Genomic DNA, 25,803 nt, shown 5'->3' on the forward strand with positions numbered 1-25,803 from the left:
CCTGCAAACCCGAAATAACGATGAAAAAGATACTTGCAATACTCCTGCTGACCCTCGTGCCGTTCGCCGCCGGGGCGCAGGACGCACGCCAGCGCACCGCCGCGACGATCGTGGCGGACGGACTGAACCAGCTTCCGGCGCAGAACCCCAAGGCGTTCGACGTCGTCATGCAGGAGCTGGCCGCGACCGGAGCCGAAGGAATCCGGATGATGGCCGGAATGCTCGTCCCCGCCGCCGAGGGCAAGAACGCCGCCGTGGAGTACGCCATCAACGGCGTGGTGAGCTACGCGACCGCCGCAGGCCGCGAGGAACTCGCCCGCGAGGTTCGCGCAGGACTCGTCGCGGCCGTGGAAGCCTATACAGACAAGCCCAATCAGGCATTCCTGCTCTCGCAACTGCAACTCTGCGCGACGGCCGCCGAAGCCCCCGTATTCGTGAAATACGCCTCGGACAAATACCTCGCGGACTACGCCGTGCGCGGACTGATCTCCACGCCCGGAACCGACGGGGCGATACTCGCTCTGATCGAGCAAAGCCCGGCTCCGCAAGCCCTGCTGGCCTATGCCGCCGCGGAGAAACGCCTTGCGGCCGCCGAACCCGCGCTGCTGAAATGGGCCGCAGACCCCGCGGCCGACGACGCAACGAAGGAGGCCGTTTACAACGCGCTGGCGAGATGCGGCGGCGAAGCGTCGCTCGCAACCCTCGCCGCGGCAGCCAAGGCCGCCGGATACACGTTCACGGAAAGCGATGCCGCAGGCGCCTACGTAAGCCTGCTCGCACGCCTCGCCGCCGAGGGGAGCGCCAAGGCTCTCGCTGCGGCCAAAGCCCTGCGGAAAGCCGGCATGCCGCAGAACATACGGATCGCAGGATTGGAAATCGCCCTGCGTGCGGATGCCAAAAAACGGACGCAAGAGGTGCTTGCCGCCTTGAAAGACACCGACCGGACCTACCGCTGCGCTGCGCTCGACTGCGCCGCGGAGTTCGCCGACGACGACCTCTACGCCGCGATCGCCCGAAAACTGCCGTCGCTGAAAGACGACGCGGCGAAAACCGACGTTATCAGCTGGTTCGGCAGCCGCCACGCCGCCTCGCAGGCCGGGACGGTCATCGCCGCCATCGCGTCGTCCGATCCGGAACTCGCCCTCGCGGCCATCCGCGCCGCCGGCCGGATCGGCGGGCAAGAGGCCCTCGACGCCCTCGTCGCCCAGCTCGACGGACCGCACGCCCGGGAGGCGTCGGCCGCTCTCGCAGCCTTCAACGGCAAGCCCAACGCCGCTTTCGCAGCCGCCCTCGACGGCACGCCGCGGACGCAGGCCAACGCCCTGAAACTCGTGGCGATGCGCCGCATAACGACCGCCGCAGACAAAGTATTCGCCCTGCTGGAATCCCCCGATGCCGCCGTGCGGGCCGCCGCATACGACGCATTGGCAGGCGTCGCCTCACCGAAAGATTTCGAACGTCTGTGCGACCTGCTGAACAAGGCGCAGGAGGCCGACGTGAAGGCCCTGCAAGCCGGCTTGAAAAATGCGCTGGCCCGGGAGACGCCCGCCGCCCAATACGAAAAGACGATGGCCCGGATCGCCTCCGCCCCCGCGAAAGCCCGCTATTACCCCCTGCTGGCGCAGGCCGCCAGCAAAGAGGCGATCGACGCCCTGCTGGCTGCCGATGACCGCGAAGCCGCCTTCGCGGCCCTGCTGACGGTCGAAAATCCCGCAATGGTGGATGTATTGTACGACCTCGCCCGCCGGAATCCCGCGTGGACCGACGCGGCGCTGGCCCGATATACGGAGTTCGTGACGGCATCCGCCGACACGGGCGTCCGCAAATACCAGCTCTACCGCCGCGCCCTCGAACTGAACCCCTCGGCCAAGGTGCAGAACAAACTGCTCAAGGCGCTCGCCAAAACCCCGGAATTCCCGGTGCTGGTGCTCGCCGTGAAATATCTGGATAACCCCGCGACGGCCGAAACGGCGGCGCTGGCGGTGAAGACCGCGGCGGCGAAGAACCCCGACATGGGCGGAGAGATCGTCGCCTCGGCTCTGAAAAAGGCGCAGGAGGTCTACGCCGAACTGGCCAAATCCGACGCCGATGCGGGTTACGCCGTCGATGAGATCAAAGGTCTGCTGGCGAAACTCCCCGCCGAAGGGTTCGTTCCGGCATCCCTCGCCCCGGAAGCGTGGAAAGCCGTGGCCGGCGATCCCAACGCCCGCCGGGCGATGAAGCCCAAAGCGCTGACCAAGGCGCAGCAAGAAGCCGACGCAGCGGCAGCCGGAACATGGAACGCCGCAGACGGCGTGCTCACGGGAGCGACGGGAACCCCGACGCTCGGGTCGGCGAAGGAGTACGAAAATTTCTGTCTGATCGTCGAATGGAAAACCGACGGCGAGGCGGGTCTCGGCATCCGCTCGATCCCGCAAATCGCCCTCGGAGGCCGGAACGCCGGAGCGCTGACGGGCAACATGCTCCACGAAAACACGGCTCCCGCGGCCGCCAACCGCCCCGGAGAGTGGAACACGATGGAGGTCCGGGTGGTGAACGACCGCGTGACGGTGGTGCTGAACGGCATCACGACATGCAACAACGTCATTCTCGAAAACACCTGCAACCGTGAAATCCCCGCCTACACCGAGGGTCAAATCCTGCTCGTCGGAGGCACGGCTCCCGTCAGCTTCCGCGAAATGTACGTCCGCGAGCTGCCCCCGACGCCGCGTTTCGAACTCTCGCCCGAGGAGGCCGCGGAAGGTTTCGAAGTGCTCTTCGACGGAACCTCGATGCACAAATGGACCGGAAACACCACCAACTACGTTCCCCTCGACGGCACGATCTACGTCACAGCGCAGTACGGCGGCAGCGGAAACCTCTACACCAAGAAGGAGTACGCCGACTTCATCCTGCGCTTCGAGTTCCAGTTCGTGCAGGAAGGGGTCAACAACGGCATCGGCATCCGCACCCCGATGGGCGTGGACGCCGCCTATCACGGCATGGAGATCCAGATTCTTGATCACGACGCCCCGATCTACAAGAATCTGCGCGAATACCAGCAGCACGGATCGGTCTACGGCATCATCCCGGCCAAACGGGTGAAATTCCCGTCACTGGGCACCTGGAACGTCGAGGAGATCCGCGCCGTGGGCGACCGGATCACGGTGACGGTCAACGACGAGGTGATCCTCGACGGCGACATCCGCGAAGCCTGCCAAGGGCACAACGTGGCGCCCGACGGCGGCAAGAAGAACCCCTATACGGTCGATCACCGCAACCACCCGGGGTTGTTCAACGCCTCGGGACACATCGGACTGCTCGGACACGGCCCCGGCATCAAGTTCCGCAACATACGAATCAAGGAACTGCCATGCAGCAAGGTCAGGGATCTGCCCACCCCCGTCAAGACGAAATAGCACGACCGACCGCCCGAAAGAAAACCCGCCGCCAACCGGCGGGTTTTCCCGGCACGGCGGCAGGAATCCATAAACATAAATTAATGCACATCCGCGTATTTTATCTATTCAAAGACTGTACTGAAAGTCCTCCTCCAAAAGTTAGAGGTAAAATTTTGAGTGTGTTTCAAATATACAGTTTGATAAACCGACTACTAATAGTAAATCGAGTAAAGCAAGGAGAGACAATAGCCCACTTGTCGAAGAAGTATCATATCAATAAGATTCAAATATTGGTGATGGCTAGAATGTGGGATACATACGACCGTTTCTCTATCCGAAATGGCCGTATTGTCGTTCCTCATTAAAAAAGGCATTTATATATTTTAATGTACCAACCTAAAAATACGAAACTTTATAGACAAAGGCAAGAATTCCAATTATTTATACAACAAAAGAGACTCCATTAACTCTCTTTACCCTACCATCAGAATTGACTATTTTGCAGGTATTGCAACTATTAAGAGAATAAAAGAATCCTAGGCAATACTTCCTTTTCTGTTTTTTGCAAAAAACTTGTTTTGTTATTTGTACGATACGGAGTTTTACGAGTTCACTCTCTGATGTAAAGATCAATGCATCGGATTGAAACTATTTTTGATAGCATATTTCTCCATAAATTTAAGCAAGGGAAGAATTAAAATGAAATGCAAAATATTTATATATAATACTTTATAGATTATATCATTGGCTTTTTGTACTATGCATTGTTGCAAATAAAGAAATTTTTCTATATTTGATTTGCAACAATACTTCTATGGTCTTGGTCCCCATTTGTATGGGATGTTGTATTGGGCTGGATGCGATAATGTCTTTCAATTTGTAACATATGGTACTTTTTTGTATCCAAAATGAGTGGAGAACCTTGTATGAGGACAAAATTATACAATATCTAAAATTACGATAATTTCTTTACTCTACGAATTTTCAGCGTTCTAAAATTGTGATCCCCCGTATTTTTGCACGTTAAAAACCATAAACCGGGAAGGTGAAAGACAAATACCGGCTGAAACCGTTTCGGCCGACAACCTCGCTCTTACCTTGAAAAGTGTTGCAGGAGCATGCCACGGACATTTATGTTAAAAGGCCAATTTTTGCATACATCTACTTTTGGGATAGATTTGCCGATTCTGAAAAATATTCGTATCTTGCAAGAGGTTATTTGAAATGCGGTATTCGAGTGCAATAGGCTGAAAATAAACCGTTGCCTTCTCGTTACCTATTCTACATATAAAAATGTAACGACCCGATAATCGAATCGTTACATCATTATAATCCCGGACCGTTTCCGGTCCGGGGTTTTATATAAATAGGTACGACGCCCTACCGCTCGGCGTCGAACAGCGGTTTGTATTTCGAGGCCAGTTCGCGCGCCGTCCGCACGGCGTCTCCCGCTTCGGGGAAAGTAAGCGGGTGGGAGGCGTCGGCCCATCGGCATTCGAAGTCGCGGATTTCGCGGTCGAAAGCCTCATGATCGAACATCCGGCCCGTGCGGGCCGCCTCCATCACGCGTTCGATGAAGAGCCGCCAGCGGGGAGCGTAGTAGGTCGAAATCATTCCGGACCATGTGCGGCTGGCGTAATCGGTAAGGTGGTAACTGTCGCCCCAAACCGAGATGAGCATGCGGGCGTTGGTTTCGTAGTAATCTTTCGAAGCGTTGTCGCTGCCGAAGCCGCGCGCCGCGGCGATCCACCGCTCGAGCGAAAACTCGGGGTGGCAGGCCGTGAGCAGGTTGATGTCCGCAAGCAATCCGGTCATGCGTCGGGCGGCGGCGTCCATCGCCTTCCGATCGTGCTGCGCATAGGCCGCGGCGAAACGGTCGCGTTCTATCAGGAAGTAGTCGCCCAGCACCTGCCGGCCGATGTTCACTACGTCGAAACGGTAGGTGTCGCGTTCGCTGTCCACAGCGAGCAGCTCTTCCCAAACCCGCCACAAGGTCGGGAAACGGTAGCCCGTCGTGGGCTTGGTGGTCCAGTGCCAGTTACCCTCCAGCGCGGGATGCGCATTGGTCAGCGGAGACTGTCCGGTCTGCGCGGGCAGCGTGTAGACGCTGTCGCAGAGCGTCCGCCAGCCGGTGCGGGCCGCGGGGTCGCGGAATCCCGTGCGGCGGTCGGCCAGGCGTGCGATCCACTCGTCGTCCGCAATGCCCGTGTTCCACGCTTTGTCCAGCACGAATTCGTACATGAACTGGTTAACGCCGAAGCCTTCGAGCGTCGAGCCCACGCCGCGCAGGTTGTCGCCGCCATGGGCGAAAGCGTCCTCCATGCGGGCACTCACGGTATGGAAATTGCCCGATAGCATCGTGTTGCCCCCGAAATTGCCGAGGTAGCACCACAAGTAAGGCTGGCCGTGGAATTTTTCGGTCTGCTTCCAGATCTCTGTGAATTCGCAGAAGTAATCCAGCATCAGCAGCCGGTCCTGCGGCACGGCGCCGAGGAAGGCGCGGATGTTCTCCGCGGTCCAGTGCGTCGGATCGGCATAGAAGAGCCAACCCATCTGGAGCCACACCGCCTCGGGATCGACCTCCGCCATCGACTCGTAGATGTGGCGCGACATTCCGGCGAGCGTTTCAGGATCCCACGTCGGGGCGTCGATCTCGTTGAACGGATCGGCGCCGTAGATATGGCCCGTGCCGAACAGACGGGTCTGTTCGGTGAGGAACTCCCGCTGGATGACCGCGAAAAGCGGGTCCATCGGGTCGAGGAAACTGCACCGGTATCGATCGTCGAAGCCGCCCCAGTAGCTCACGCGTGTGATCCGGGCATCGGGATGGAGTCTTTTGAGCTCCTGCGGAACGTGTCCCGCGAAGGCCGGCAGCACGGGTTTCATCCCCAGTTCGCGTTCGCGCGCCAGAATACGCTGCTGCAACGCCAGCTGGCCGTCAATCCACTCCTCGGGCAGCGGACCCTGCCAGCGGTCGATGTTCGACATGCGGTGCCAGGGCAGGTGGGCCGGACCGGTGAAGTAGGCGCGGACCTCTTCGTCCGAAAGTCCGAGCCGGGTCCATACCCGCTGCCAGACGGCTTCCTGCCCCGTGATGGCCAGCGGCATGGTTACGCCCTGAAGCGCCATCCAGTCGATGAAGCGTTCCCATTCGGTCCATCCCCACCACGGCATGGTGTACCCGAACGTGCAGTAATTGAGGAAGAAACGCTCCCGTGCGCGGGATTCGACGCGGACTTTTTCGTCGATCCGCGGTAGCACGGCAGGCATCTCCACGGGATTGCAGGCATGCCACGAGACGGTCGTCAGGCAGTAATTCTTCAGGTAATGGTTCAGTCCCACGGCAATCGAGGCGGAGCTGTTGCCGCGCACGACGATCTTTGAGCCGCGGGATTCCAGTTCGAAACACTCGGTCGTATCGGTAAGACGCTCGAAGCGGAACTGTTTTTCGTGCTCGGGAATGATCCGCCGGGCCAGTGCGCGGACGGCGGCATCGTCCTCAGAGCGGCAGCCAGCGGCCATGCAGAGCAGCGCCGTAAGGCAGGCAATAAATCTCGGTATTTTCATATCGGGCAGGGTTTGGGTGAGCGATCGATTGCTTTGATGGCAAAATTAATAAAATTATTCAAAACATCATACAAAGTAAAAATATTTACGCTGAAGAGTTTTATGTTACCGTAAATTAATTATCTTTGCTTCCATGAAATGAATAAACATTTGTATGATGCACATGAAAAATCTCGGTTATATGCTGTTGGTAGCCCTTCTGTTGTGCTGCACCTGCGTACAATGCAGCGAGAAGGAGCACCAGACTCCTCCGGCTCTCTCTGAAGGGGACGATCCGGGCGGCGACGGCGGCGAAGAAAATCCGGAAGGTCTGCCCGGTTATCCGAAGGGTCTTACGGTCGATGAGTTTACGCAGGAACTTGCGAACGGCTCGAAGTGCCTGGGCTTCTACGCCATCGTCGATTTCAAGGCGAATCCGAACCTGCGGTTCCGTCCGCAGTTCTCCGCAGCGAAGAAGCCGACGGCCTATTTCTCGGCATTCGCCGAATCGGGAGACGGTACGCCGTATTTGGCCGTCAACGGGGGTTTCTTCGGCGGTACGACTTCGGTTAGCCTGCTCATCGACCGGGGTGTGGTCCGATCGCTCGCCGTGCAGGAGGATTGGATATGGTCCACAAATCCTTACACGCATTTCTTCCCCGTGCGGGCCGCTTTGGGGCAGCTGCGCGACGGAAGTTTCGAGGCGGCCTGGGTCTATTGCGTGGCCGACGACGACAACTGTCCCTATGCTTTCCCGTCCGCGCTCGGCAACAACGAGAAGACCATGACGTTCATGCCGGCGCCACCGACCTCGCACACGGCGGGCGGACGCCGCTGGCAGCCCTACAACGCCATCGGCGGCGGCCCGATGCTGGTCCACGGGGGCCGGAACGTGGCCGAGGAGAACTACTGGAAAGAGATTTTCGACTGCGGAGGTCTGCAGGGGCTTGCGCGGCATCCCCGGACGGCCATCGGCGCCACGGAGGACGGGAAACTGGTCATCGTGGTCTGCGACGGACGCAACAAGCGGGGCAGCGCCGGTATGACACTGCCCGAACTGGCCGACAAAATGATCTCGCTGGGATGTGTCGAAGCGATCAATCTCGACGGCGGCGGCTCCTCGACCTTCGTGGGCCGGGAGGGACGGGTGCTCAACATGCCCAGCGACACGCCCGGTACGACTGCGCAGGACGTCGCGCTACGGGAGCGAAGCGTTCCCACGGCGGTAATAATCGCCGAGCAGTGACGCGAAACCCAATACTTTACGGGCGGCAGGCATTCTGCCGCCCGTTTTTGTGGTGCGCATTCATTCACTTTTGCCCGAAATTTGTCAAAAAAAGGATTAATTAACATCTTTTGACACGGCTTTCAGATAATCTTTTATACTCGTTGGTTGAATTAAATTTCCCAATATTTATAAATGAAAAAGTTGCACAAATTGCAGATTATTAGCAAATTAGTGGTAATCACACCGTTAACTACTATTGCTCTGCTTATGCGCAACTTCATAGCAAATTTCGTTAGAATTCTCGGAATCTGCAAGGATTTCGCTGGGAATCGTGTAAATGAACTTGGAAACGTACCCCGTTGTGGCGTTGTTCCGAAGTTTTCCGACCTCGAAGTCGTCGCTCTCGGCATAACCGCCGAGGCTTTCGGATTCGATAGCGAAAATCTTCTTTTTCATCGTCTGCGACATGAGTGCAAGGACGATTTGCCAAACCAGATCAGCCGCCGGCAGTTCAATGTCCGTCGTAAGCTGACGGCCAGACTTGCCGAGGAAATCCGCAAGGAGGTTGCTGTCGCCATTGACGGATCTGAGGACGTGTTCTGCATTGATTCCAAGCCGGTAAAGGTCTGCCAGAACGCAAGGGCGAAACGTTGTGTCATGGGCCGAGACAACGCGGAGGCCGCTCCGGATTGGGGATACTGCGCCTCGCAAGGTCTGCACTATTACGGTTATAAACTCCATGCTGTGTGCGGGATACGAGGTGTGATACATTCCTATGACATGACTGCGGCAAGCGTACATGACATCCATTACCTCAATGATGTGCGTTGGGAATATCATGACTGTATGATGCTTGGAGACAAAGGTTATCTCAGTGCCGAGGTTCAGAAAAACCTCTTTGAGACAGCTAATATAACTCTTGAAGTCCCGTATCGGCTGAATCAGAAAAACTGGCGTCCGCCATCCCGGACATACAAGAGATTCCGCAAGCGTATAGAAACAATATTCTCCCAACTCAACGACAATCTCATGATGATACGAAACTATGCAAAGCAATCCTGCGGTCTCTTTACCCGTATGGCAGGCAAAATCGCAGCTATGACGTTTATGCAATAGGGCAATTTCGTTAATCTTCGTCCGATTGGGCTGATAAAATATTCACTAATCTAATTCAACCAACAGGTTTATAATTATAGAATAATCAAAGACCACTCATCCTAAGCAAGTATATATACCGGATGCTGGATCTTAGAAGGAGTTGCGTTTCCAGATTCTAAACAGCAGAAACAGCTTCACGCAAAAATTGATGAGCTGAGAAAACTTATTATAGATACTGACAATGAATCTGTTCATCGATTTTTTTTATAAAAAGACCGTCATTAAATACACGGCCAATATCTATCAGGAAGATTCCCAGACATATCCTTCAAGAAAACAAGATACGTCTGAACTCTTTTTTCTTGGAACAGGAATCTGTACAGGAGAAAGGAACTCAGTTTATATTCAAATATGCATTCTAAAGTGGTAATAGTAATCATAAAACATATAACAAAAATCACAAATACGGAGGTTCGATTTTGGACAATACACTTCAGAAATTGTAAAAGAAACAGGTTGCATCTAACAACTCTTGACTATTTGCCAATTCCAAAAATTTTTCGTATCTTGCAATAGGTTATTTGAAATGCGGTATTTGAGCGCAACAAGTTGAAAATAAACCGTTACTTTTTCGTTACCTATTATCCTATACAAAAATGTAACGACCTGATTTATTAGGTCATTACATCATTTTAATCCCGCTCCTCACGGGTTCGCCTTATTTCCGGACGCGGGTCAGCCCCCGCTCGGCGGCCAGCCGCTCCATCAGCGCGTAGGCCGCGTCGTATTCGTTGGGAATCTCGCCGTCCAGGATGGCGTTCTTGATGATCTCCTTCATGTCGCCGATCACGCGCCCCGGGCCGATGCCGTAGGTCTCCATGATCAGCTCGCCCGTGATCGGAGGCTGGAAGTTGCGGATGCGGTCGCGCTCCTCCAGGTCCTTCATCTTGCGGCGCACCAGCTCGAAATTCGAAAGGTAACGTTTCACTTTGGCGTCGATGCCCGAGGTGATGTCCGCCTCGCACAGCGTCATCAGCGCCTCCACGTCGTCGCCCGCCTCGAACAGCAGCCGGCGCACGGCCGAGTCGGTCACGAGGTCCTCCGAGAGGATGATGGGCCGCAGGTGAAGGAACACGAGCTTCTGCACGAACTTCATGTGCTCGTTGAGCGGCAGTTTCAGCTGGCGGAAAATCGCCGGGACCATCTTCGAGCCGAGCACCTCGTGGCCGTGGAAGGTCCAGCCCACACGGGGATCGTAGGCCTTCGTGAGCGGCTTGGCGATGTCGTGCAGCACGGCGGCCCAGCGCAGCCACAAATCGCCGCTGCGGCGCGCCACGTTGTCCACGACCTTGAGCGTATGGATGAAATTGTCCTTATGGGCGTGGCGGCCCCGCTTCTCCACCCCCTTGAGGTTGTGCATCTCGGGAAAAATCCGCTCCAGCAGCCCGGTGAGTTCCAGCAACTCGAAGCCCATCGAAGGGACGGGCGAAAGGACGATCTTGTTGAGTTCGGTGACGATGCGTTCGCGCGAGACGATGCGGATGCGTTCGGCATTGCGGCGGATCGCCTCGAAGGTCTCTTCCTCGATGGTGAAGCCCAGCTGCGAGGCGAACCTGACGGCGCGCATCATGCGCAGAGGGTCGTCGGAAAAGGTGACGTCGGGATCGCACGGCGTGCGGATGATGCACTCTTCGAGGTCCGACATCCCGTCGAAAGGATCGACCAGCTCGCCGAACGTGGCCCCGTTCAGCGACCACGCCATGGCGTTGATCGTGAAGTCGCGCCGCCGCTGGTCGTCCGCCAGCGTGCCGGGTTCGACCTCGGGTTTGCGCGAATCGCGGGTGTAGGACTCCCGGCGCGCGCCCACGAACTCGACTTCGACATTCCGGGCGCGGACCATCGCCGTGCCGAAAGTCTTGAAGACCGAGACCTTCGCCTTCAGTTCGCGCGCGAGCGCCTCGGCCAGCGCAATGCCGCTGCCCACAACCACCACGTCGATGTCGGTCGAAGGCCGTCGCAGGTAGTGATCGCGCACATAGCCGCCGACGACGAAAGCCTGCACGCCCTGCTCGTCGGCAAGGCGCGAAATCCGCCGGAATATGGGATTCGACAACGTCACGCGGCTACTTCACGTGTTGCTTGATCGCATCCCGCCACACCACGTAACCCTCGCCCGTCAGGTGCAGGCCATCGTTGGTGTAACGCTTGTCCAGCCGCCCCTCGTGGTCGGCCAGCGCCCCCCAGACATCGAGGTAGGTGACTTCCTTCTCGTCGCACAGCGCTTCGAGCCGCTTGTTCAGCGGCACGATCTGACGGCCGTGCTCGTAGTGGTTCTTGAACTTGGCGAAAGACTCGCCGTTGACGGGCAGGATGCTCTGCACATAGATCTTCGTCCAGCGCGACTCGGACTGGAAACGGTCGATGAGCCGGGCCACATTGGCCACGATCTCGTCGGGCGAAACGCCGGCCGCCAGGTCGTTGACGCCGATCATCAGAAACAGTTTCTTGGGATGCCCCCCGACGATCGGGTCGAGACGGTCGAGCAGCCACCCCGAGCGGTCGCCGCTGATGCCGCGGTTCTTGACGTGGCGGTTGTTGAACAGCTCGGCCCACTCGCAGCCGTCGGTGATCGAGTTGCCCAGGAACACGATGTCGCTCGAATAGACCGGGAGCACCTCGAAAAGGCTGCGCCGCTGGAGGTTGTATTCGCTCTGCGCAAAGGCCGTGCACACGGTGAACAGCGCGGCGGCAAGGATCAGGATGCGTTTCATAGTCGTCAGAATTTAAGTTCGCGCCGGTAGAGCTGCACGGTGTTTTCCAGCCCGTAGTAGAGGGCGTCGCAGATCAGCGCATGGCCGATCGACACCTCGTCGGTCCACGGAATGCGTTCGGCGAACCAGCGCAGGTTCTCCAGCGAAAGGTCGTGGCCGGCGTTCAGCCCCAACCCCTGCCGGCGAGCCTCTTCGGCGGCGGCCAGATAGGGAGCGACGGCCCGCTGCGGGTCGTCGGGATATTCGCGCGCATAGGCTTCGGTGTAGAGTTCCACCCGGTCGGCGCCGCAGGCCTTCGCCCCGGCGACCATCTCGGCCACGGGGTCCACGAAAACCGAGACCCGGATGCCCTTCGCGTGGAAGCGCGCCGTCACGTCGGTCAGGAACGCGCGGTTGGCCAGAGTGTCCCACCCGGCGTTCGAGGTGATGGCATCGTGGGCGTCGGGAACCAGCGTCACCTGCGCAGGGACCACCTCCAGCACCAGGTCGATGAAACCCGGGATGGGGTTGCCCTCGATGTTCAGTTCGGTCGTGAGCGCCCGTTTGAGATCGCGCACGTCGTCGTAACGGATATGCCGCGCATCGGGACGCGGATGGACCGTGATGCCCTCGGCGCCGAAACGCTCGATGTCCAGCGCGGCGCGGACCACGTCGGGCAGATTGCCGCCCCGCGAATTGCGCACCACGGCGATCTTATTGATGTTAACGCTTAACTTTGTCATAATTCTACGCTGTTTCACGGAATGCGGAACGCGATCCGGACAAGCTCAAATAAATTTGGCGCATCGCTCTCCTTTCCGTATATTTGCCGGAGATATGCCACATCCCGGCGCCTTGCCGGGCCGAAAAGGCCCCGGATCGTTCCGGCGTGGTAAAGTTACTTATTTTTTCGAAACTCCGCCGATGAAAATCATACTTTTTTCCCGCGCGCAGATCGCCCACACCCCCGAGGAGATCCGCCAGCTGATCGGAACGATCGGAGCTTTCGGCTTCGATTACGCCGTCAACGAGGAGTTCGCCCCCCTGGTGGAGCAGGCCACGGGAACGGCGCTCCCGCCCGAAAGGATCTACGGCCGCTACATCGGCAAACAGCCTACCGAAACCGTCATGGTCTGCTACGGAGGCGACGGAACGCTGCTCGAAGGGGTGCACCGTCTCTGCGGCGCGCCGATTCCCGTAATGGGCATCAACGCCGGGCACCTGGGGTTTCTGACCAGCGCCCCGAGCAACGGGCTGAACCTGATCTTCCGCGAGATAGCCGAAGGCAACATCGCGACCGAGCCGCGCTCGATGCTGCGCGTCACGGGCGAATTCGCCCGACAGCCCGAATCGCAGCTGGCGCTCAACGAATTCACCGTGCAGCGCCACGGCGCAGGGATGATCTCGGTGGAGACCTACGTCGACCGGCAGATGGTGGCCACCTACCACGGAGACGGGGTGATCGTCTCGACGCCCACCGGATCGACGGCCTATTCGCTCAGCGCCGGAGGTCCCGTCGTGGCCCCGACGTGCCAGTGCCTGGTCATCTCGCCCCTGGCCCCCCACAACCTCACGATGCGCCCGGTGGTGATCCCCGACACGGGCGTCATCACGCTCAACGTGGACGCCCGGCGGGCGGACGCCTTCGTCACGCTGGACAACCGGACCTACCCCGTTTCGCACGGCGCGTCGTTCACCGTGGAGCGGGCCGAACAGACGATTTTTTTGGCCGTGCCGCACAATATATCATTTTACGACACGTTACGGAATAAGATGATGTGGGGAATCGACATCCGCAGTTAATCATTTATCGCATTTTTCCACAAGTTAACAGAATTTTTCCCTATATTTGTGCCCTAATATGAGCGATCAGAAACGCATACCGCAACACGTCGCCATCATCATGGACGGCAACGGCCGCTGGGCCGAGTTGCGCGGCAAAGAGCGTTACGAAGGTCACGCAGCGGGTGTCGAACCCGTGCGGGCGTCGTTGCGCGCCGCGGCGCGCTGGGGCGTGAAGTACCTGACGCTCTATGCGTTCTCGACCGAAAACTGGGGACGGCCCGCGGAGGAAGTGGACTCCCTGATGGAGCTTTTCTGCAAAAGCGTCGTCAACGAAACGCCCGAACTGATCCGCCAGGGCGTCGAGGTGCGCATGATCGGCGACCGGAGCCGTTTTTCGGAGAAGGTCCGCAGCTACCTGGCCATGGCCGAGGAGCAGACCGCGGGAGGACGGACGCTGACGCTGATCCTGGCGCTCAACTATTCGTCGCGGAGCGAAATAACGCACGCCGTGCAGCAGATCGCGCAACGCGTGGAGGCCGGCCAGATCGCCCCGTCGGAGATTTCCGAAGAGACGATCAGCACCGCGCTCTACACGGCCCCCTACCCGAACCCCGACCTGATCGTCCGCACCAGCGGCGAACAGCGGTTGAGCAATTTCCTGCTGTGGCAGGCCTCCTACGCCGAACTGTGGTTCCCCGAAGTGCTGTGGCCCGACTTCACGGAGGAGGAGTTCGACCGCGCGATGGAGGAATACGCACGGCGCGATCGCCGCTTCGGACTGGTTAAATAGATGACTTTAGACTATATTTAATAGATGAATTATTCCGGTAAGATATTCACGGCAGCAGCTGCCCTCGTGCTATGCTGCTCGAATATATTCGCCCAGGAGCAGAATCCGCAGGACACGACGGCGGCTCCGAAGCCTGCGATTTCAGAAAACGCCCCGATGTTCCGAAGCGAGGGCGAACCCAGGCTCTATTACATCCGCGACGTCAACGTCCACGGCGTGCAATACCTCAACCCCGAGATCCTCAAGTCGTCTGCCGGACTGATCGCAGGCGACTCGGTCTACCTGCCGAGCAACTTCATCTCCAACGCCATTTCACGGCTCTGGAGCCAGCGGTTTTTCTCGGACGTGAAGATCGGCGCCGAGATCGAGGGCGACAGCCTCGACCTGGAGGTCTTCCTCAAGGAGCGTCCCCGCGTCTACAACTGGGAGTTCGAGGGCATTTCGAAGGGCAAGAAGAAGGACCTGCTGGAAAAGCTCAAACTCAAGCGCGGAAGCGAACTCTCGGACTACGTCATCGACAAGAACAAGAAGCTCATCCATAACTACTGGGCCGAAAAGGGATTCCGCAATACGGAGGTGGACGTGCGTATCGACAACGACACGCTGCGCCCGGGACAGGCCGTGACGGTGACCTTCCTGATCGACCGCAAGGAGAAAGTGAAGATCGGCAAGATCAACTTCGTCGGCAACGAGCAGTTCAACGACAAGCGCCTGCGCCGCACGTTCAAAAAGACCCACCAGAAGTCGATCAACTTCTTCAAGGGGACCAAACTCAACGAGAACGACTACGAGGCGGACAAGGAGCTGCTGATCGACTTCTACAACTCGCGGGGCTACCGCAATGCCACCATCATACGCGACTCGATCTACCCGATCAACGAAAAACGGCTGGGCATCGACCTCGAAGTGTCGGAAGGCAACAAATACTACATCCGCAACGTCTCGTGGGTGGGCAACTCGGTCTATGAAACCGAAGGGCTGCAACAGATGTTCGGCGTCAAGAAGGGCGACATCTACGATAAGAAGACGATGCACAAGCAGCTGGGCATCGGCAAGGAGACCGATCCCGAAGCGACATCCGTGTCGTCGCTCTATCAGAACGAAGGCTACCTGATGTCGCAGATCGAACCCGCCGAGACGATCATCGCCCCGGACTCGATCGACATCGAAGTCAAGGTCTTCGAAGGCAAGCAGTTCACCATCAACGAAGTCGGCATCACGGGCAATCAGCGCGTCGACGACGAGGTGATCCGCCGCGAGCTGGACACCCGTCCGGGCGAACTCTACAACCGCGCGCTGCTGATGCGCACCATCCGCCTGCTGGGTTCGATGGGACACTTCAACCCCGAGGCCATCATGCCCGACATCAAGCCCGTTTCGAACGAGCTGGTCAACATCAACTGGCCGCTTGAAGAGCAGGCTTCCGACCAGTTCAACATCGCCGGCGGCTGGGGTTCGGGAACCTTCGTGGGTTCGGTCGGCATCACGCTGAACAACCTCTCGATCAAGAACACCTTCAAGAAAGGTGCATGGCGCCCCTACCCGATGGGCCAGAACCAGCGGCTCTCGCTCTCGGCACAGACCAACGGTACGTATTACAAGGCCTTCGCGTTCAGTTTCACCGACCCCTGGATGGGCGGCAAGAAACCCAACTCGTTCACCCTCTCGGCACACTTCTCGGAGCAGAACAACGCCTATTACGTATGGCAGACCAGTACGCAGTATTTCCGGACCTACGGCGTCGCCGCCGGTCTGGGCAAGCGTCTGAACTGGCCCGATCCCTATTTCACGTTCTACGCCGAAGCCAGCTACGAACGCTACGCGCTGAAAAACTGGTCGTCGTTCGTGATGACGAACGGCGCGGCCAACCTGGCATCGATCAAACTGGTGTTCGGCCGCAATTCGGTCGACCAGCCGATCTACCCGCGCCGAGGTTCGGAGTTCAGCGCCTCGGTGCAGGCCACGCTCCCCTACTCGCTCTGGGACGGCAAGGACTACAAAAAACTGGAGCAGATCGCCAACAGTTCCAACTCGACCTCCGCAGAGGCGGACCGGGCCAACCAGGAGCGCTACCGCTGGGTGGAGTTCCACAAATGGCAGTTCAAGGCGCAGTGGTTCCAGTCGTTCCTGAAAAACTCGAACCTCGTGCTGATGCTCAAGGCCGAAATGGGATACCTCGGCAGCTACAACAAGTATAAGGTTTCGCCTTTCGAACGCTACGAAGTCGGCGGCGACGGCATGTCGGGATACAATATATACGGTATCGACATCATCGCGATGCGCGGTTACGAGGACGGCGCGCTCGACCCCGGCAGCAACTACTCGCGCGGCTACAATAAATACACCGCCGAACTTCGCTACCCGATCATCCTCAAACCCTCGTCGCAGATCTACGTGCTGGGATTCCTCGAAGGCGGTAACGCATTCGACTCGTGGAAGAAGTTCTCGCCCTTCAAGATCAAGCGTTCGGCCGGTTTCGGCGTCCGCCTCTACCTCCCCGTGGTGGGTATGCTCGGTATCGACTGGGGGTACGGATTCGACGCTCCGGCGAACTCCTCGACCAAGAGCGGCAGCCAGTTCCACTTCGTTCTGGGACAACAATTTTAGCATGATCCGAACGGCCGCACCCGCGGACCGGCATTCAAAATCCCCTGAATCCCCCTCGCCAAAGGGAGCTCAAATAAAACGGGGCGTGGCAATAAATTTGAAAGAAAAGAGTTATATTTATAGCAGCAATCCGGGAAACCGGCTGAATATTAACTTAAAAACAACAGGATTATGAAACGGCTGATTTTAATTGCGGCATTCATTCTGACGGCAGGGACACTCGCGGCGCAGAACTACATAATCGTCAACAGCGAGAAAGTGTTCAAATCAATCGACGCCTACAATACGGCTATTTCCGACCTGGATAAGCTCGCCAAGCAGTACCAGGACCAGGTGGACGCCAAGTTTGCCGAAGTCGAGGCGCTTTACAACAATTACGTGAGCCAGAAAACCTCGCTCTCGGCCGCTGCGCGCCAGACCCGCGAAAACGCCATTCTGAACAAGGAGAAAGAGGCGCAGGAGTATCAGGAAAGCCTGTTCGGACAGGAAGGCACGCTGATGAAAAAACGTATCGAGGTGATCTCCCCGATCCAGAAACAGGTCTTCGACGCCATCGAGACCTACGCCAAGCAGGCGGGCGCCGACCTGGTGCTCGACTCGGCGAACAACCCCACGCTGCTCTACACCAATCCTTCCGTAGAGCGGACGCAGCAGGTGATCGACGCGCTCAAGAAATAACCGACATCAAAACATTAACTGATAAAACTGTATGAAAAAAGCAATCAAACTGACCCTTGCGGTTGTGCTGGTGATGGGCGCCACATCGCTCTTCGCCCAGAAATTCGGACGCATCAACACCCAGGAAATCATCATGGCGATGCCCGAGACCAAGACGATGCAGGAGAACATGGACACCTTCGCCAAGGAGTTGTCGGACAACATCGAGACGATGAACGTCGAATTCAACACCAAGTTGCAGGATTTCCAGAAAAACTACAACACCTTCAGCGACGCCATCAAGGAGGTGAAGGAGAAGGAACTGAACGATATGCAGACCCGCACCCGCGAGTTCCAGGAGCGCGCACAGCAGGATTACCAGAAGAAACAGAACGAACTGCTCGCCCCGATCATCGACAAGGCGAAAAGCGCCATCGACAAGGTAGCGGCCGCAGGCGGATTTCTGGTCGTGTTCGACACGTCGACGGGATCGCTGGCTTACTTCGACGAGGCTACGCTGACGGACGTCGCGCCTGCCGTGAAAAAGGAACTGGGCATCACCGACGCGCCCGCAGCAGCGCCTGCCGCCAAATAAATCTTCATGCGGATCGGTCCGCCGACAGAGCATCGAGCGCCGACCCGTGAGGTCGGCGCTTTCGTTTTCAGAGACCCGCAGGTCGAAAAGCGCGCGGTAGTGTTCATAAGGTTGAAGAATCGAACATTTTGAATGATACCCGACTGATCATTATTATATTTGTCGAAATTTAAGCGAAACTATGAACCAGACGAATTCAGAAATGCCGATATCGAGTTTTACCCTGAACGAACTCATCACAATGGCCGGAGGCGAAAAGTGTCCGGGAATTATGGGCGAATGCATCGCCGCAAACAGCGCATCGGAAATGGAGATATTCCGGTTCCCGAGCCGCCTGAACGCTCTCATTATCGGCGTCGGAATCGAAGGCGAGACTTCGCTCACGTCAAACCTGCAGGAATTCCGGCTCAAAAAGGATTCGCTCTTCATCTTCAGCCCCAAGCACATCCTGCAGGTACAATCCAACAACCGTTTCAAGGCCCATCTTATCGTCATCGCCCCGGATTTTCTCAAGCGCATCAACATCGACACCAAACGCATGATGCCGCTTTTCCTGCAATTCGGCTCGCTCCCCTGCATGGAACTCACGCACGCCGAGAGCCAGTCGCTCCGGAGTTTTATCTCGATGGTCGAACAGGAACTGAAAGGCTCCGAGACGGATTTTTCGAGCGAGATCATCGGCGGACTGATCGCCGCGACGATCTACAAGGTCGGGGACATCCTGACCCACTACCTCACGGAGCATCCCGAGGTCGACAGCCCGATACACAACCGTGCGGAGGAGTATTTCAGGCAATTCACCGAGCTGCTCGGCGAACACTACAAGCACGAACGCAGCGTGGGATTCTACGCCCGGCAGCTATGCATCACGCCCAAATACCTCACCACGCTCATCAAGCGCATCAGCGGCAAATCGGTATCGGAATGGATCGACAACTACGTGATCCTCGAAGCCAAGACGCTGCTCAAATATTCGAACATGAGCGTGCAGGAGATCGCCTATTACCTGAATTTCCCCAACCAGTCGTTCTTCGGCAGTTACTTCAAGCGCAATGCCGGCATGTCGCCGTCGCAGTACAAGGCGAAGAAGTAAAAGCCGAACGTTAAAACGGGTAACCCACGCCGAAGTTGAGCGCCGTGTTCTTCCACTTGAAATTGTGAATCCACCGCTCGCCCGAGGGGTTGTTGGGATTGTGCAGCTGAATACCCCAGTCGAGGCGCAGCACGGCGAACTTGATGTCGAAACGCAGGCCGAGTCCCGTGTTGAATCCCAGCTGTTTGTAGAAACGGTCGAACCGGAACACCGTATCTTCGGACTCACCCGAATAGTGCCGGATATACCAGATGTTGCCCAGATCGAAGAAGGTCGCGCCGTGGATCATGCCCCAGACCGGGAAGCGCAGTTCGAGGTTGGCTTCCAGCTTCACGTCGCCCGTCTGGACCGGAAAATCGTTGTGGGGATTGGCCACCGAACCCTGCCCGAGGGTTCGGGGCGTCCAGCCGCGCATGCCGTTGCTGCCGCCGCAATAGAACTGGCGGTCGAAAGGTACGGACGAAGAGTTTCCGTAAGCCATCGCCACACCGCCGTAAAGCCGTCCCACCAGCGCCGTAGCGCCCCCCAGCATGATTTTCCGGCTGACGCTCAAATCGGTGCGGAAATACTGCGAATACTCGATGCCGAAAATCGTATACTGCTCCTTTCCCTTGGCCGGCGAGAAGAAGGCGTGCTCGACGGCGTCGATCAGGTTGCCGGCGGTCTCGGCGTTGAACCGGATGTTCGTGGCGTTTCCGCCGAGGTTCTTGCGCTGGTTGTTATAGCCGTAGCCGAACGAAAGGCCGCCGATGAACTGGGTCTTGAAACTGTTGATCAGGTATTTGTTGGAGGTATTGCCCAGGAATTCGGGATCGACCGGGCGAGTCATGTCGACCACGTTGATGTCGATCGGCCGCAGCGAGAAGGACGAATAGCGGCTGTTGGTCCACATGTAGGTGATGCCGGCGCTCGAAAGCGTACGGGCGTAATAGGGGCGGTCCTGAAAATTGATCGACAGTTCGACCTTGGTCTTCGGCTGGTTCACCGTGCGGAAACGGCCCGTGCGCCAGGGCACGAGGAACCGCGGGAAGGTCAGTCCGGTCGTGACGCCGAATTCGGTGGCCCGTTTGCGCCTGGCGTCGGGAGCCTTCATAAATTCGTAACCCGCCGTGAAGGAGAGGTCGAACGACTCGGCGCCGCGGAAAATATTGCGGTTCTGATAACCGACGGTGGCCTTCAGGCCGTAGAAACTCGACGTGGTGCTGCCTTCGAGATCGACCTTGACGCTCTGCTTGAGCGTCGGCGTGCAGAGAATGTTGCACGTCAGGTAGCCCTCGCGCGTGTAGAGCGTCTGCGTCGAATCGGCCGAAGCGCCGATGAAGGAGACGATGTCGGTGACGTCGGCCGACCGGGGCTGCTCCTCGAAGGCGATTTTCGCGCTCTTGAAATACCCCAGCGCCATCAGGTCGGAATAGGCGCGATTGACCTGCGACGAGTTGTAGACGTAGTTGGGATAGAGCGGCACGGCCTGACGGAGCACCGGAGGGCGCAGGTTGGGCCGTTTCTCGTAGATGATGTTCAGACCGCGGTAGTAGACCGTATCGAGCCGCGAAAGCAGCGTCGTGTCGGTCCGTGCGACGGTGGGGTCGTAATCGGGGAAAATGTTGATCCGGTCGATACGGTAGACCATGTTGTTGTCCATCACGGGCAGTCCGCGTTCGTCGTAGCCCGTGAGATACTGTTTGACGATCAGCCGCAGGTCGATCAGCCGCTCCTTCTCGAACATCCGCGCGGCGTAGGAGATGTTGTTGACCGAGAAATTGTAGTACCCACGCTCCTTGAGGTAGGCGGCGATGCGCTCCCGTTCGGCATCGAGGACCGACACGTCGTAAATATCGCCCGTATGCAGCAGCGTATTGACGGTGTCGGGCAGCACGATCTGTTCGAGGAAGTTGTCCTGGAACTCGTAGGAAACGGAGTCGATGCGGTAAGGCTCGCCCTGGCGCGTGCGGAAGGTGACCGTCGCACGCTTGCGGCGCGAAACGGTGTCGACCTCATAGGTCGCCTGCGAGGAGAAAAAACCCTTCGAGTCCATGTAGACCTTCAGGTTTTCGGCGCTCTTCTGGGTCAGCCCCATGTCCAGCGTCACGGGCGCCTGCCCGATCTTGCGCTTCCAGTTGTTCCAGCGGTTGTCCTTCGCAGGGTCGGCCTGCTCGTAGAGCCAGACGTAGAAATTCGTCCCGAGGAAGCGTTTGTTGGGAGTCTGGCGCACGTACTTCTCCATGTCGGAAGCCGTGATGCGTTCCTTGCGGGGCGTGGACCGGTCGTCCTCGATCTTTACTTTTTGCAGAAAATACTGTCCTTCGGGAATGTGGCGCGTGACGCTGCACGCCGAGCACAGCAGGCCCAGCAGCGCGGCGGCGAGTATGCGACACGATTCCCGCACGGCGTCAGTTGTTGAAGAATCCCTTCTCTTTCAAAAGGGCGAAATAGGACTCCGAGATGGCGAGGTTGTCCTTGCGCACGTAACGCCGCTGGGTGAAGACCTGCGCCAGGTTCGGGAGGCCGTTTTCCGCCAGCAGACGTTTGGTAAGCTCCGACTCTTCGCGCTCGGCCCACAGTTCGTCGATCTCGGCGGCCGTGTAATCGGTGTATTTCTCGTAGTGGACCACGGCTTCGAGCGGCAGGCGGTCGGTCAGTTCGGGCGACTCGTCGGGATAACCCAGGACCACGGTGGTGAGCGGAATGACCCCCTTCGGAAGTTCCAGTATCTGCGAAATATCGCCCGCGGTGTAGATCGTCGTGCCGAGGTAGCAGATGCCCAGCCCGTGCATTTCGGCCTCGACGCAGAGGTTCTGCGCGGCCAGCAGGGCGTCGGTCGAAGCGTTCAGGAACCACGCGAAATTGTCGTAGGCAGGGTCGGCGTCGCGCTGCTCGCACCACATCGTGAAACGGTGAATATCGGCGCAGACGGTCACCACGCACGGAGCCTGGCGGACCATCGGCTGGTTGAAATGGCACGGCGCGAGCCGTTCGCGGAGCGTTTCATCGCGGGTCACCACCAGCGAATAGAGCTGCATGTTGCCACACGTCGAAGCGCGCGAGGCGGCTTCGAGACACTCGCGCAGCACCTCCTCGGGAATGGGCGTCGGGCGGAATTTACGTATCGAACGATGCTTGAAAAGCACACTTTTCATAAAGGTCTGTTTTTTGAATCCTGGCATAAACAATACAATCCGCCCGCCGTTGCACGCCCGGGCGGATATTTTTCACAAAATTAGCAAAACTTTTAGAAGTTTTACTATTTTTGCCAAGACATAACCATTCAAAAAGTGCAGACGGCATTTGCAAAATACGAAGGAGCAGGCAACGACTTCATCCTGATCGACAACCGCGAAGGCGGCTTCACACCCCGTGCGGAACTTATCGCAGCCTTGTGCGACCGTCATTTCGGCATCGGAGCCGACGGGCTGATGACCCTCGCCCGGAACGCGGAGATCGACTGTTCGATGCGTTATTACAACGCCGACGGGTCGGAAGGCGAGATGTGCGGCAACGGCGCCCGCTGCTTCGCGCTTTTCGCCGAACACCGGGGCATCGGCGGGGAGACCAAGTTCTTCGATGCCGCAGACGGGCTTCACACCGCCCGCATCCGCCGCCTGAAAGGCACTTCGGGAGAGATCGAGCTGGGCATGATCGCCGTGCGGGAGATCCGCACGGGCGACGGCTGGTGGTTTCTCAACACGGGCGTCCCGCACTACGTCGAATTCGTCGACGACCTCGAAGCGGTCGACGTAACCGGCCGCGGACGGGCCATCCGCCGCGACACGACGCGCTTCCCGCAGGGCACGAACGTCAATTTCGTGCAGATCACAGGCGACGGCACGATCCGCATGCGCACCTACGAACGCGGCGTGGAGAACGAGACCCTCGCCTGCGGCACGGGAGCCACGGCCGCGGCCATCGTGACGGCCTTCGCGCGGCAGCCCCACACGACCGATTTCCGCATCACCGTACCCGGAGGAGCGCTTGCGGTACGGTTTTCGCATGAACAGGGAACACAAACCTATACGGACATCCGCCTGACGGGACCGGCGCGCCGCGTCTTCGAAGGAGTGTTCGACAGCGAAAATTTCTAAAACCAACCATTCATTTCCCCATGAAAACACAAAAGGGAATCCGCGAACACGACGCGGATGAACTTCGGAAAGCCAAACGTCTCGAACCGATACGCAAGAGCGGCAAGGAGCGCCACGCGCTTTACAGCAGTTTCGACGAAGAGGACGAGGAGGAAATCCTGCCCCTCAAACGCGAGTCCGTTCTCGACTACCTCGACGAAGAGGAGGAATAAATCCAGATTCAATGATCGAAAAATTCATCATGGCGGGTCCCACCGCCCTGCACGTCTGCGACTCCCAGAAAGGGGACAAATGCGTCGTGCTCCTGCACGGATACCTCGAATCAATGCTCGTCTGGGAGGATTTCGTTCCATTCCTCTACAAAGAGCTTCGCGTGGTTACGTTAGACCTGCCCGGTCACGGCATCTCGGTCGTGACGGGCGAGGAGCATTCGATGGAGTTCCTCGCCGACACGGTGGCCGACGCCCTCCGGGCGCTGGGAATCCCCCGCTGCACACTCGTCGGGCACTCGATGGGCGGCTACGTGGCTCTGGCCTTCTGCGAACGCCATCCCGACATGCTCGACGGAGTTGTGCTGTTAAGTTCGACACCCAACGCCGACACGCCGGAGAAGGCCGAAAACCGCCGCCGCGAAATCGCCCTCGTAAAGGCCGGGAAAAAGGATGCGCTGGCCCGCGTGGCCCCCGAAGCGGGCTTCGCCGAGGACAACCGCACCCGGATGAAAGACTACATCGAGGACCTCACCGAACAGGTCGCCGTCACCGAGGACGAAGGAATCGTAGCGCTGCTCAACGGCATGATCGCCCGCAAGGACCAGAACGAGATGCTGCGCGCCTCGAAGGTTCCCCAGCTCTTCATCCTCGGACGCAAGGACAACTACATCCCTGTCGAAGCGGCCGAGAAGATGGTAAAAGAGCACCCGCAGGCCCGGATCGTATGGCTCGAAAACAGCGGTCACATGGGATTTCTGGAGGAGCCGGAAACCACGGCTCGGGCGATCCTCGATTTCGTCAACGGCAAATAACGCCGCACACCGGACTATTCTCCGGGGATCAATCGCGTCATAAACCTCAAGAACAGAGAACATTAGACGACGATTTCGGGAGCAGGCCCACAATTCGGACAAAATCGTTTACAAATCGGCCGAAAATATTCAGCCGATTTATTTTTTACGCAGGTTTTTTCCTATATTTGCGGGGACACACATCAAACTCACTCTATGATAACCCGTCATCCATTGGGACGCCAGGATCTCCGCATCAAGCGCAGGGATAAGGTACTCGAAATCGGTCCCGGACACGATCCGATGTTTCGTTCCGATGTGATAGCCGACAAGTTTCCGCACGACGACACCCATCGCTGCGGAAAAGTCCTGATTTACCCTCACCAGCAATTCATCGAAGCCGACGGCGAGCAACTCCCGTTCGAAAAAGATGCTTTCGATTATGTGATCTGCAACCAGGTTCTCGAACATGCCGACAATCCCGCCCGGTTCATCGAAGAGATGGTCCGGGTCGGCAAACGCGGGTATGTCGAGACCCCGAGCATGCTCGGCGAACTGATGTTTCCCAAGGAGTCGCACCGCTGGGTAATCCTGCTTATCGAAGACAAACTCGTATTTTACGAAAAGGAGAAGATGCCGGGTAACTACCGCAACAACTACGGCGAGGTCTTTCTCAACTACCTGCCCTACCAATCGCTGCCGTTCAAGATGCTCTACGTATCCGAACCCAACCTGTTGCTCAACCGCATCGAATGGGAGGGGACAATCGAATATCTCGTAAATCCCGAGGACGACTATTACAGCAGTTTCTTCACCCGCAAATGGAACCGGGAGATGACCATGAAAATCTTCCCGCCGCGCCGGGGGCTGACCGAGATAAACCGCACGCTCCAGGCCAGCTACTACCTTGTCCGGGAAAAACTCGGGCAGAAAATCCACAAACGCCCGTCTCCGATCACGCTCGACGAATACCTCGCAGAACGGGAGAAATAACGCCCTCCCAAAAAACGCCGCTTTAAAAAGGCGGTCTTCCCCCTCCCGAAAATATCCGGCATCGAACTCCGTGTCGGGCGGCGAACATTTCGTCTTCGCCCCCCCCCTGTAAGTTGCGCTGCCCTCCCCCCCCCTCCAAGACAAAAACCCTTCCTTAACAGGAAGGGTTTAGGCACAAAAAAAAGGTCAGACCTTACGA

The 25,803-nt window shown here is 57.8% G+C and carries 19 protein-coding genes; 13 read left to right on the forward strand and 6 right to left on the reverse strand.

The window, feature by feature from the left end; genetic code table 11:
- Positions 1 to 20: 20 nt before the first annotated feature.
- Positions 21 to 3,398 carry a DUF1080 domain-containing protein gene (locus tag BHV64_RS05650; protein WP_288115637.1) on the forward strand — a complete coding sequence of 1,126 codons (3,378 nt, stop codon included), beginning with the start codon at positions 21 to 23 and terminating at the stop codon, positions 3,396 to 3,398.
- A 1,362-nt stretch (positions 3,399 to 4,760) separates the two neighbouring features.
- On the opposite strand, the gene BHV64_RS05655 is transcribed toward BHV64_RS05650, so the two are convergent.
- Positions 4,761 to 6,902, reverse strand: coding sequence for an alpha-N-acetylglucosaminidase (locus BHV64_RS05655; RefSeq protein ID WP_015547688.1), 2,142 nt, complete (start codon positions 6,900 to 6,902; stop codon positions 4,761 to 4,763).
- Between the two features lie 208 nt (positions 6,903 to 7,110).
- Between BHV64_RS05655 and BHV64_RS05660 the strand changes: the two genes are divergently transcribed.
- Positions 7,111 to 8,172 (forward strand): phosphodiester glycosidase family protein, encoded by a 1,062-nt coding sequence (locus tag BHV64_RS05660; protein WP_229092093.1) that lies wholly within the window; start codon positions 7,111 to 7,113, stop codon positions 8,170 to 8,172.
- Between the two features lie 174 nt (positions 8,173 to 8,346).
- Positions 8,347 to 9,270 carry an IS982 family transposase gene (locus BHV64_RS05665; RefSeq protein ID WP_044118563.1) on the forward strand — a complete coding sequence of 308 codons (924 nt, stop codon included), beginning with the start codon at positions 8,347 to 8,349 and terminating at the stop codon, positions 9,268 to 9,270.
- 700 nt (positions 9,271 to 9,970) lie between these two features.
- On the opposite strand, the gene BHV64_RS05670 is transcribed toward BHV64_RS05665, so the two are convergent.
- Genes BHV64_RS05670 through BHV64_RS05680 form a run of 3 tightly spaced genes read right to left on the reverse strand, consistent with a single transcriptional unit; the run spans position 9,971 to position 12,745 of the window.
- Positions 9,971 to 11,371: a CCA tRNA nucleotidyltransferase gene (locus BHV64_RS05670; RefSeq protein ID WP_044054445.1), complete on the reverse strand. Its 1,401-nt coding sequence runs from the start codon at positions 11,369 to 11,371 to the stop codon at positions 9,971 to 9,973.
- Positions 11,372 to 11,375: 4 nt separating this feature from the next.
- Positions 11,376 to 12,023 carry a GDSL-type esterase/lipase family protein gene (locus BHV64_RS05675; protein WP_015547291.1) on the reverse strand — a complete coding sequence of 216 codons (648 nt, stop codon included), beginning with the start codon at positions 12,021 to 12,023 and terminating at the stop codon, positions 11,376 to 11,378.
- 5 nt (positions 12,024 to 12,028) lie between these two features.
- The gene (locus tag BHV64_RS05680; RefSeq protein WP_015547292.1) at positions 12,029 to 12,745 is read right to left on the reverse strand and encodes a pyridoxine 5'-phosphate synthase; all 717 of its coding nucleotides are present in this window, start codon (positions 12,743 to 12,745) and stop codon (positions 12,029 to 12,031) included.
- A 181-nt stretch (positions 12,746 to 12,926) separates the two neighbouring features.
- Here BHV64_RS05680 and BHV64_RS05685 point away from each other — a divergent pair, with 181 nt between their 5' ends.
- From BHV64_RS05685 to BHV64_RS05710, 6 genes are all read left to right on the forward strand, one after another.
- The gene (locus BHV64_RS05685; protein ID WP_168950137.1) at positions 12,927 to 13,805 is read left to right on the forward strand and encodes an NAD(+)/NADH kinase; all 879 of its coding nucleotides are present in this window, start codon (positions 12,927 to 12,929) and stop codon (positions 13,803 to 13,805) included.
- Between the two features lie 58 nt (positions 13,806 to 13,863).
- Positions 13,864 to 14,577 (forward strand): isoprenyl transferase, encoded by a 714-nt coding sequence (locus tag BHV64_RS05690; protein WP_015547294.1) that lies wholly within the window; start codon positions 13,864 to 13,866, stop codon positions 14,575 to 14,577.
- 24 nt (positions 14,578 to 14,601) lie between these two features.
- On the forward strand, positions 14,602 to 17,184 hold the full coding sequence (locus tag BHV64_RS05695; protein WP_015547295.1) for a BamA/OMP85 family outer membrane protein: 2,583 nt from the start codon (positions 14,602 to 14,604) through the stop codon (positions 17,182 to 17,184).
- A gap of 171 nt (positions 17,185 to 17,355) precedes the next feature.
- The gene (locus BHV64_RS05700; protein ID WP_147621021.1) at positions 17,356 to 17,862 is read left to right on the forward strand and encodes an OmpH family outer membrane protein; all 507 of its coding nucleotides are present in this window, start codon (positions 17,356 to 17,358) and stop codon (positions 17,860 to 17,862) included.
- Between the two features lie 31 nt (positions 17,863 to 17,893).
- Positions 17,894 to 18,436: an OmpH family outer membrane protein gene (locus tag BHV64_RS05705; protein WP_015547297.1), complete on the forward strand. Its 543-nt coding sequence runs from the start codon at positions 17,894 to 17,896 to the stop codon at positions 18,434 to 18,436.
- Positions 18,437 to 18,617: 181 nt separating this feature from the next.
- On the forward strand, positions 18,618 to 19,529 hold the full coding sequence (locus BHV64_RS05710; protein WP_288115638.1) for a helix-turn-helix domain-containing protein: 912 nt from the start codon (positions 18,618 to 18,620) through the stop codon (positions 19,527 to 19,529).
- A gap of 10 nt (positions 19,530 to 19,539) precedes the next feature.
- Here the strand turns inward: BHV64_RS05710 and tamL are convergent, their stop codons facing one another.
- Both tamL and BHV64_RS05720 read right to left on the reverse strand, forming a co-directional pair.
- On the reverse strand, positions 19,540 to 21,915 hold the full coding sequence (gene tamL / locus BHV64_RS05715; RefSeq protein WP_149887623.1) for a translocation and assembly module lipoprotein TamL: 2,376 nt from the start codon (positions 21,913 to 21,915) through the stop codon (positions 19,540 to 19,542).
- 4 nt (positions 21,916 to 21,919) lie between these two features.
- Positions 21,920 to 22,666 carry a nitroreductase family protein gene (locus BHV64_RS05720; RefSeq protein ID WP_022061367.1) on the reverse strand — a complete coding sequence of 249 codons (747 nt, stop codon included), beginning with the start codon at positions 22,664 to 22,666 and terminating at the stop codon, positions 21,920 to 21,922.
- A gap of 135 nt (positions 22,667 to 22,801) precedes the next feature.
- Between BHV64_RS05720 and dapF the strand changes: the two genes are divergently transcribed.
- From dapF to BHV64_RS05740, 4 genes are all read left to right on the forward strand, one after another.
- Positions 22,802 to 23,608 (forward strand): diaminopimelate epimerase, encoded by an 807-nt coding sequence (gene dapF, locus BHV64_RS05725; protein WP_022061368.1) that lies wholly within the window; start codon positions 22,802 to 22,804, stop codon positions 23,606 to 23,608.
- Between the two features lie 20 nt (positions 23,609 to 23,628).
- On the forward strand, positions 23,629 to 23,820 hold the full coding sequence (locus BHV64_RS05730; protein WP_015547300.1) for a hypothetical protein: 192 nt from the start codon (positions 23,629 to 23,631) through the stop codon (positions 23,818 to 23,820).
- Between the two features lie 11 nt (positions 23,821 to 23,831).
- On the forward strand, positions 23,832 to 24,632 hold the full coding sequence (locus BHV64_RS05735; RefSeq protein WP_288115639.1) for an alpha/beta fold hydrolase: 801 nt from the start codon (positions 23,832 to 23,834) through the stop codon (positions 24,630 to 24,632).
- A gap of 195 nt (positions 24,633 to 24,827) precedes the next feature.
- Positions 24,828 to 25,604 (forward strand): class I SAM-dependent methyltransferase, encoded by a 777-nt coding sequence (locus BHV64_RS05740; RefSeq protein ID WP_044054448.1) that lies wholly within the window; start codon positions 24,828 to 24,830, stop codon positions 25,602 to 25,604.
- Positions 25,605 to 25,803: the final 199 nt, after the last annotated feature.

It is taken from the genome of Alistipes sp. 56_sp_Nov_56_25 (genome assembly GCF_001915285.1).
In the GTDB taxonomy this organism is placed as follows: Bacteria; Bacteroidota; Bacteroidia; order Bacteroidales; family Rikenellaceae; genus Alistipes; species Alistipes shahii.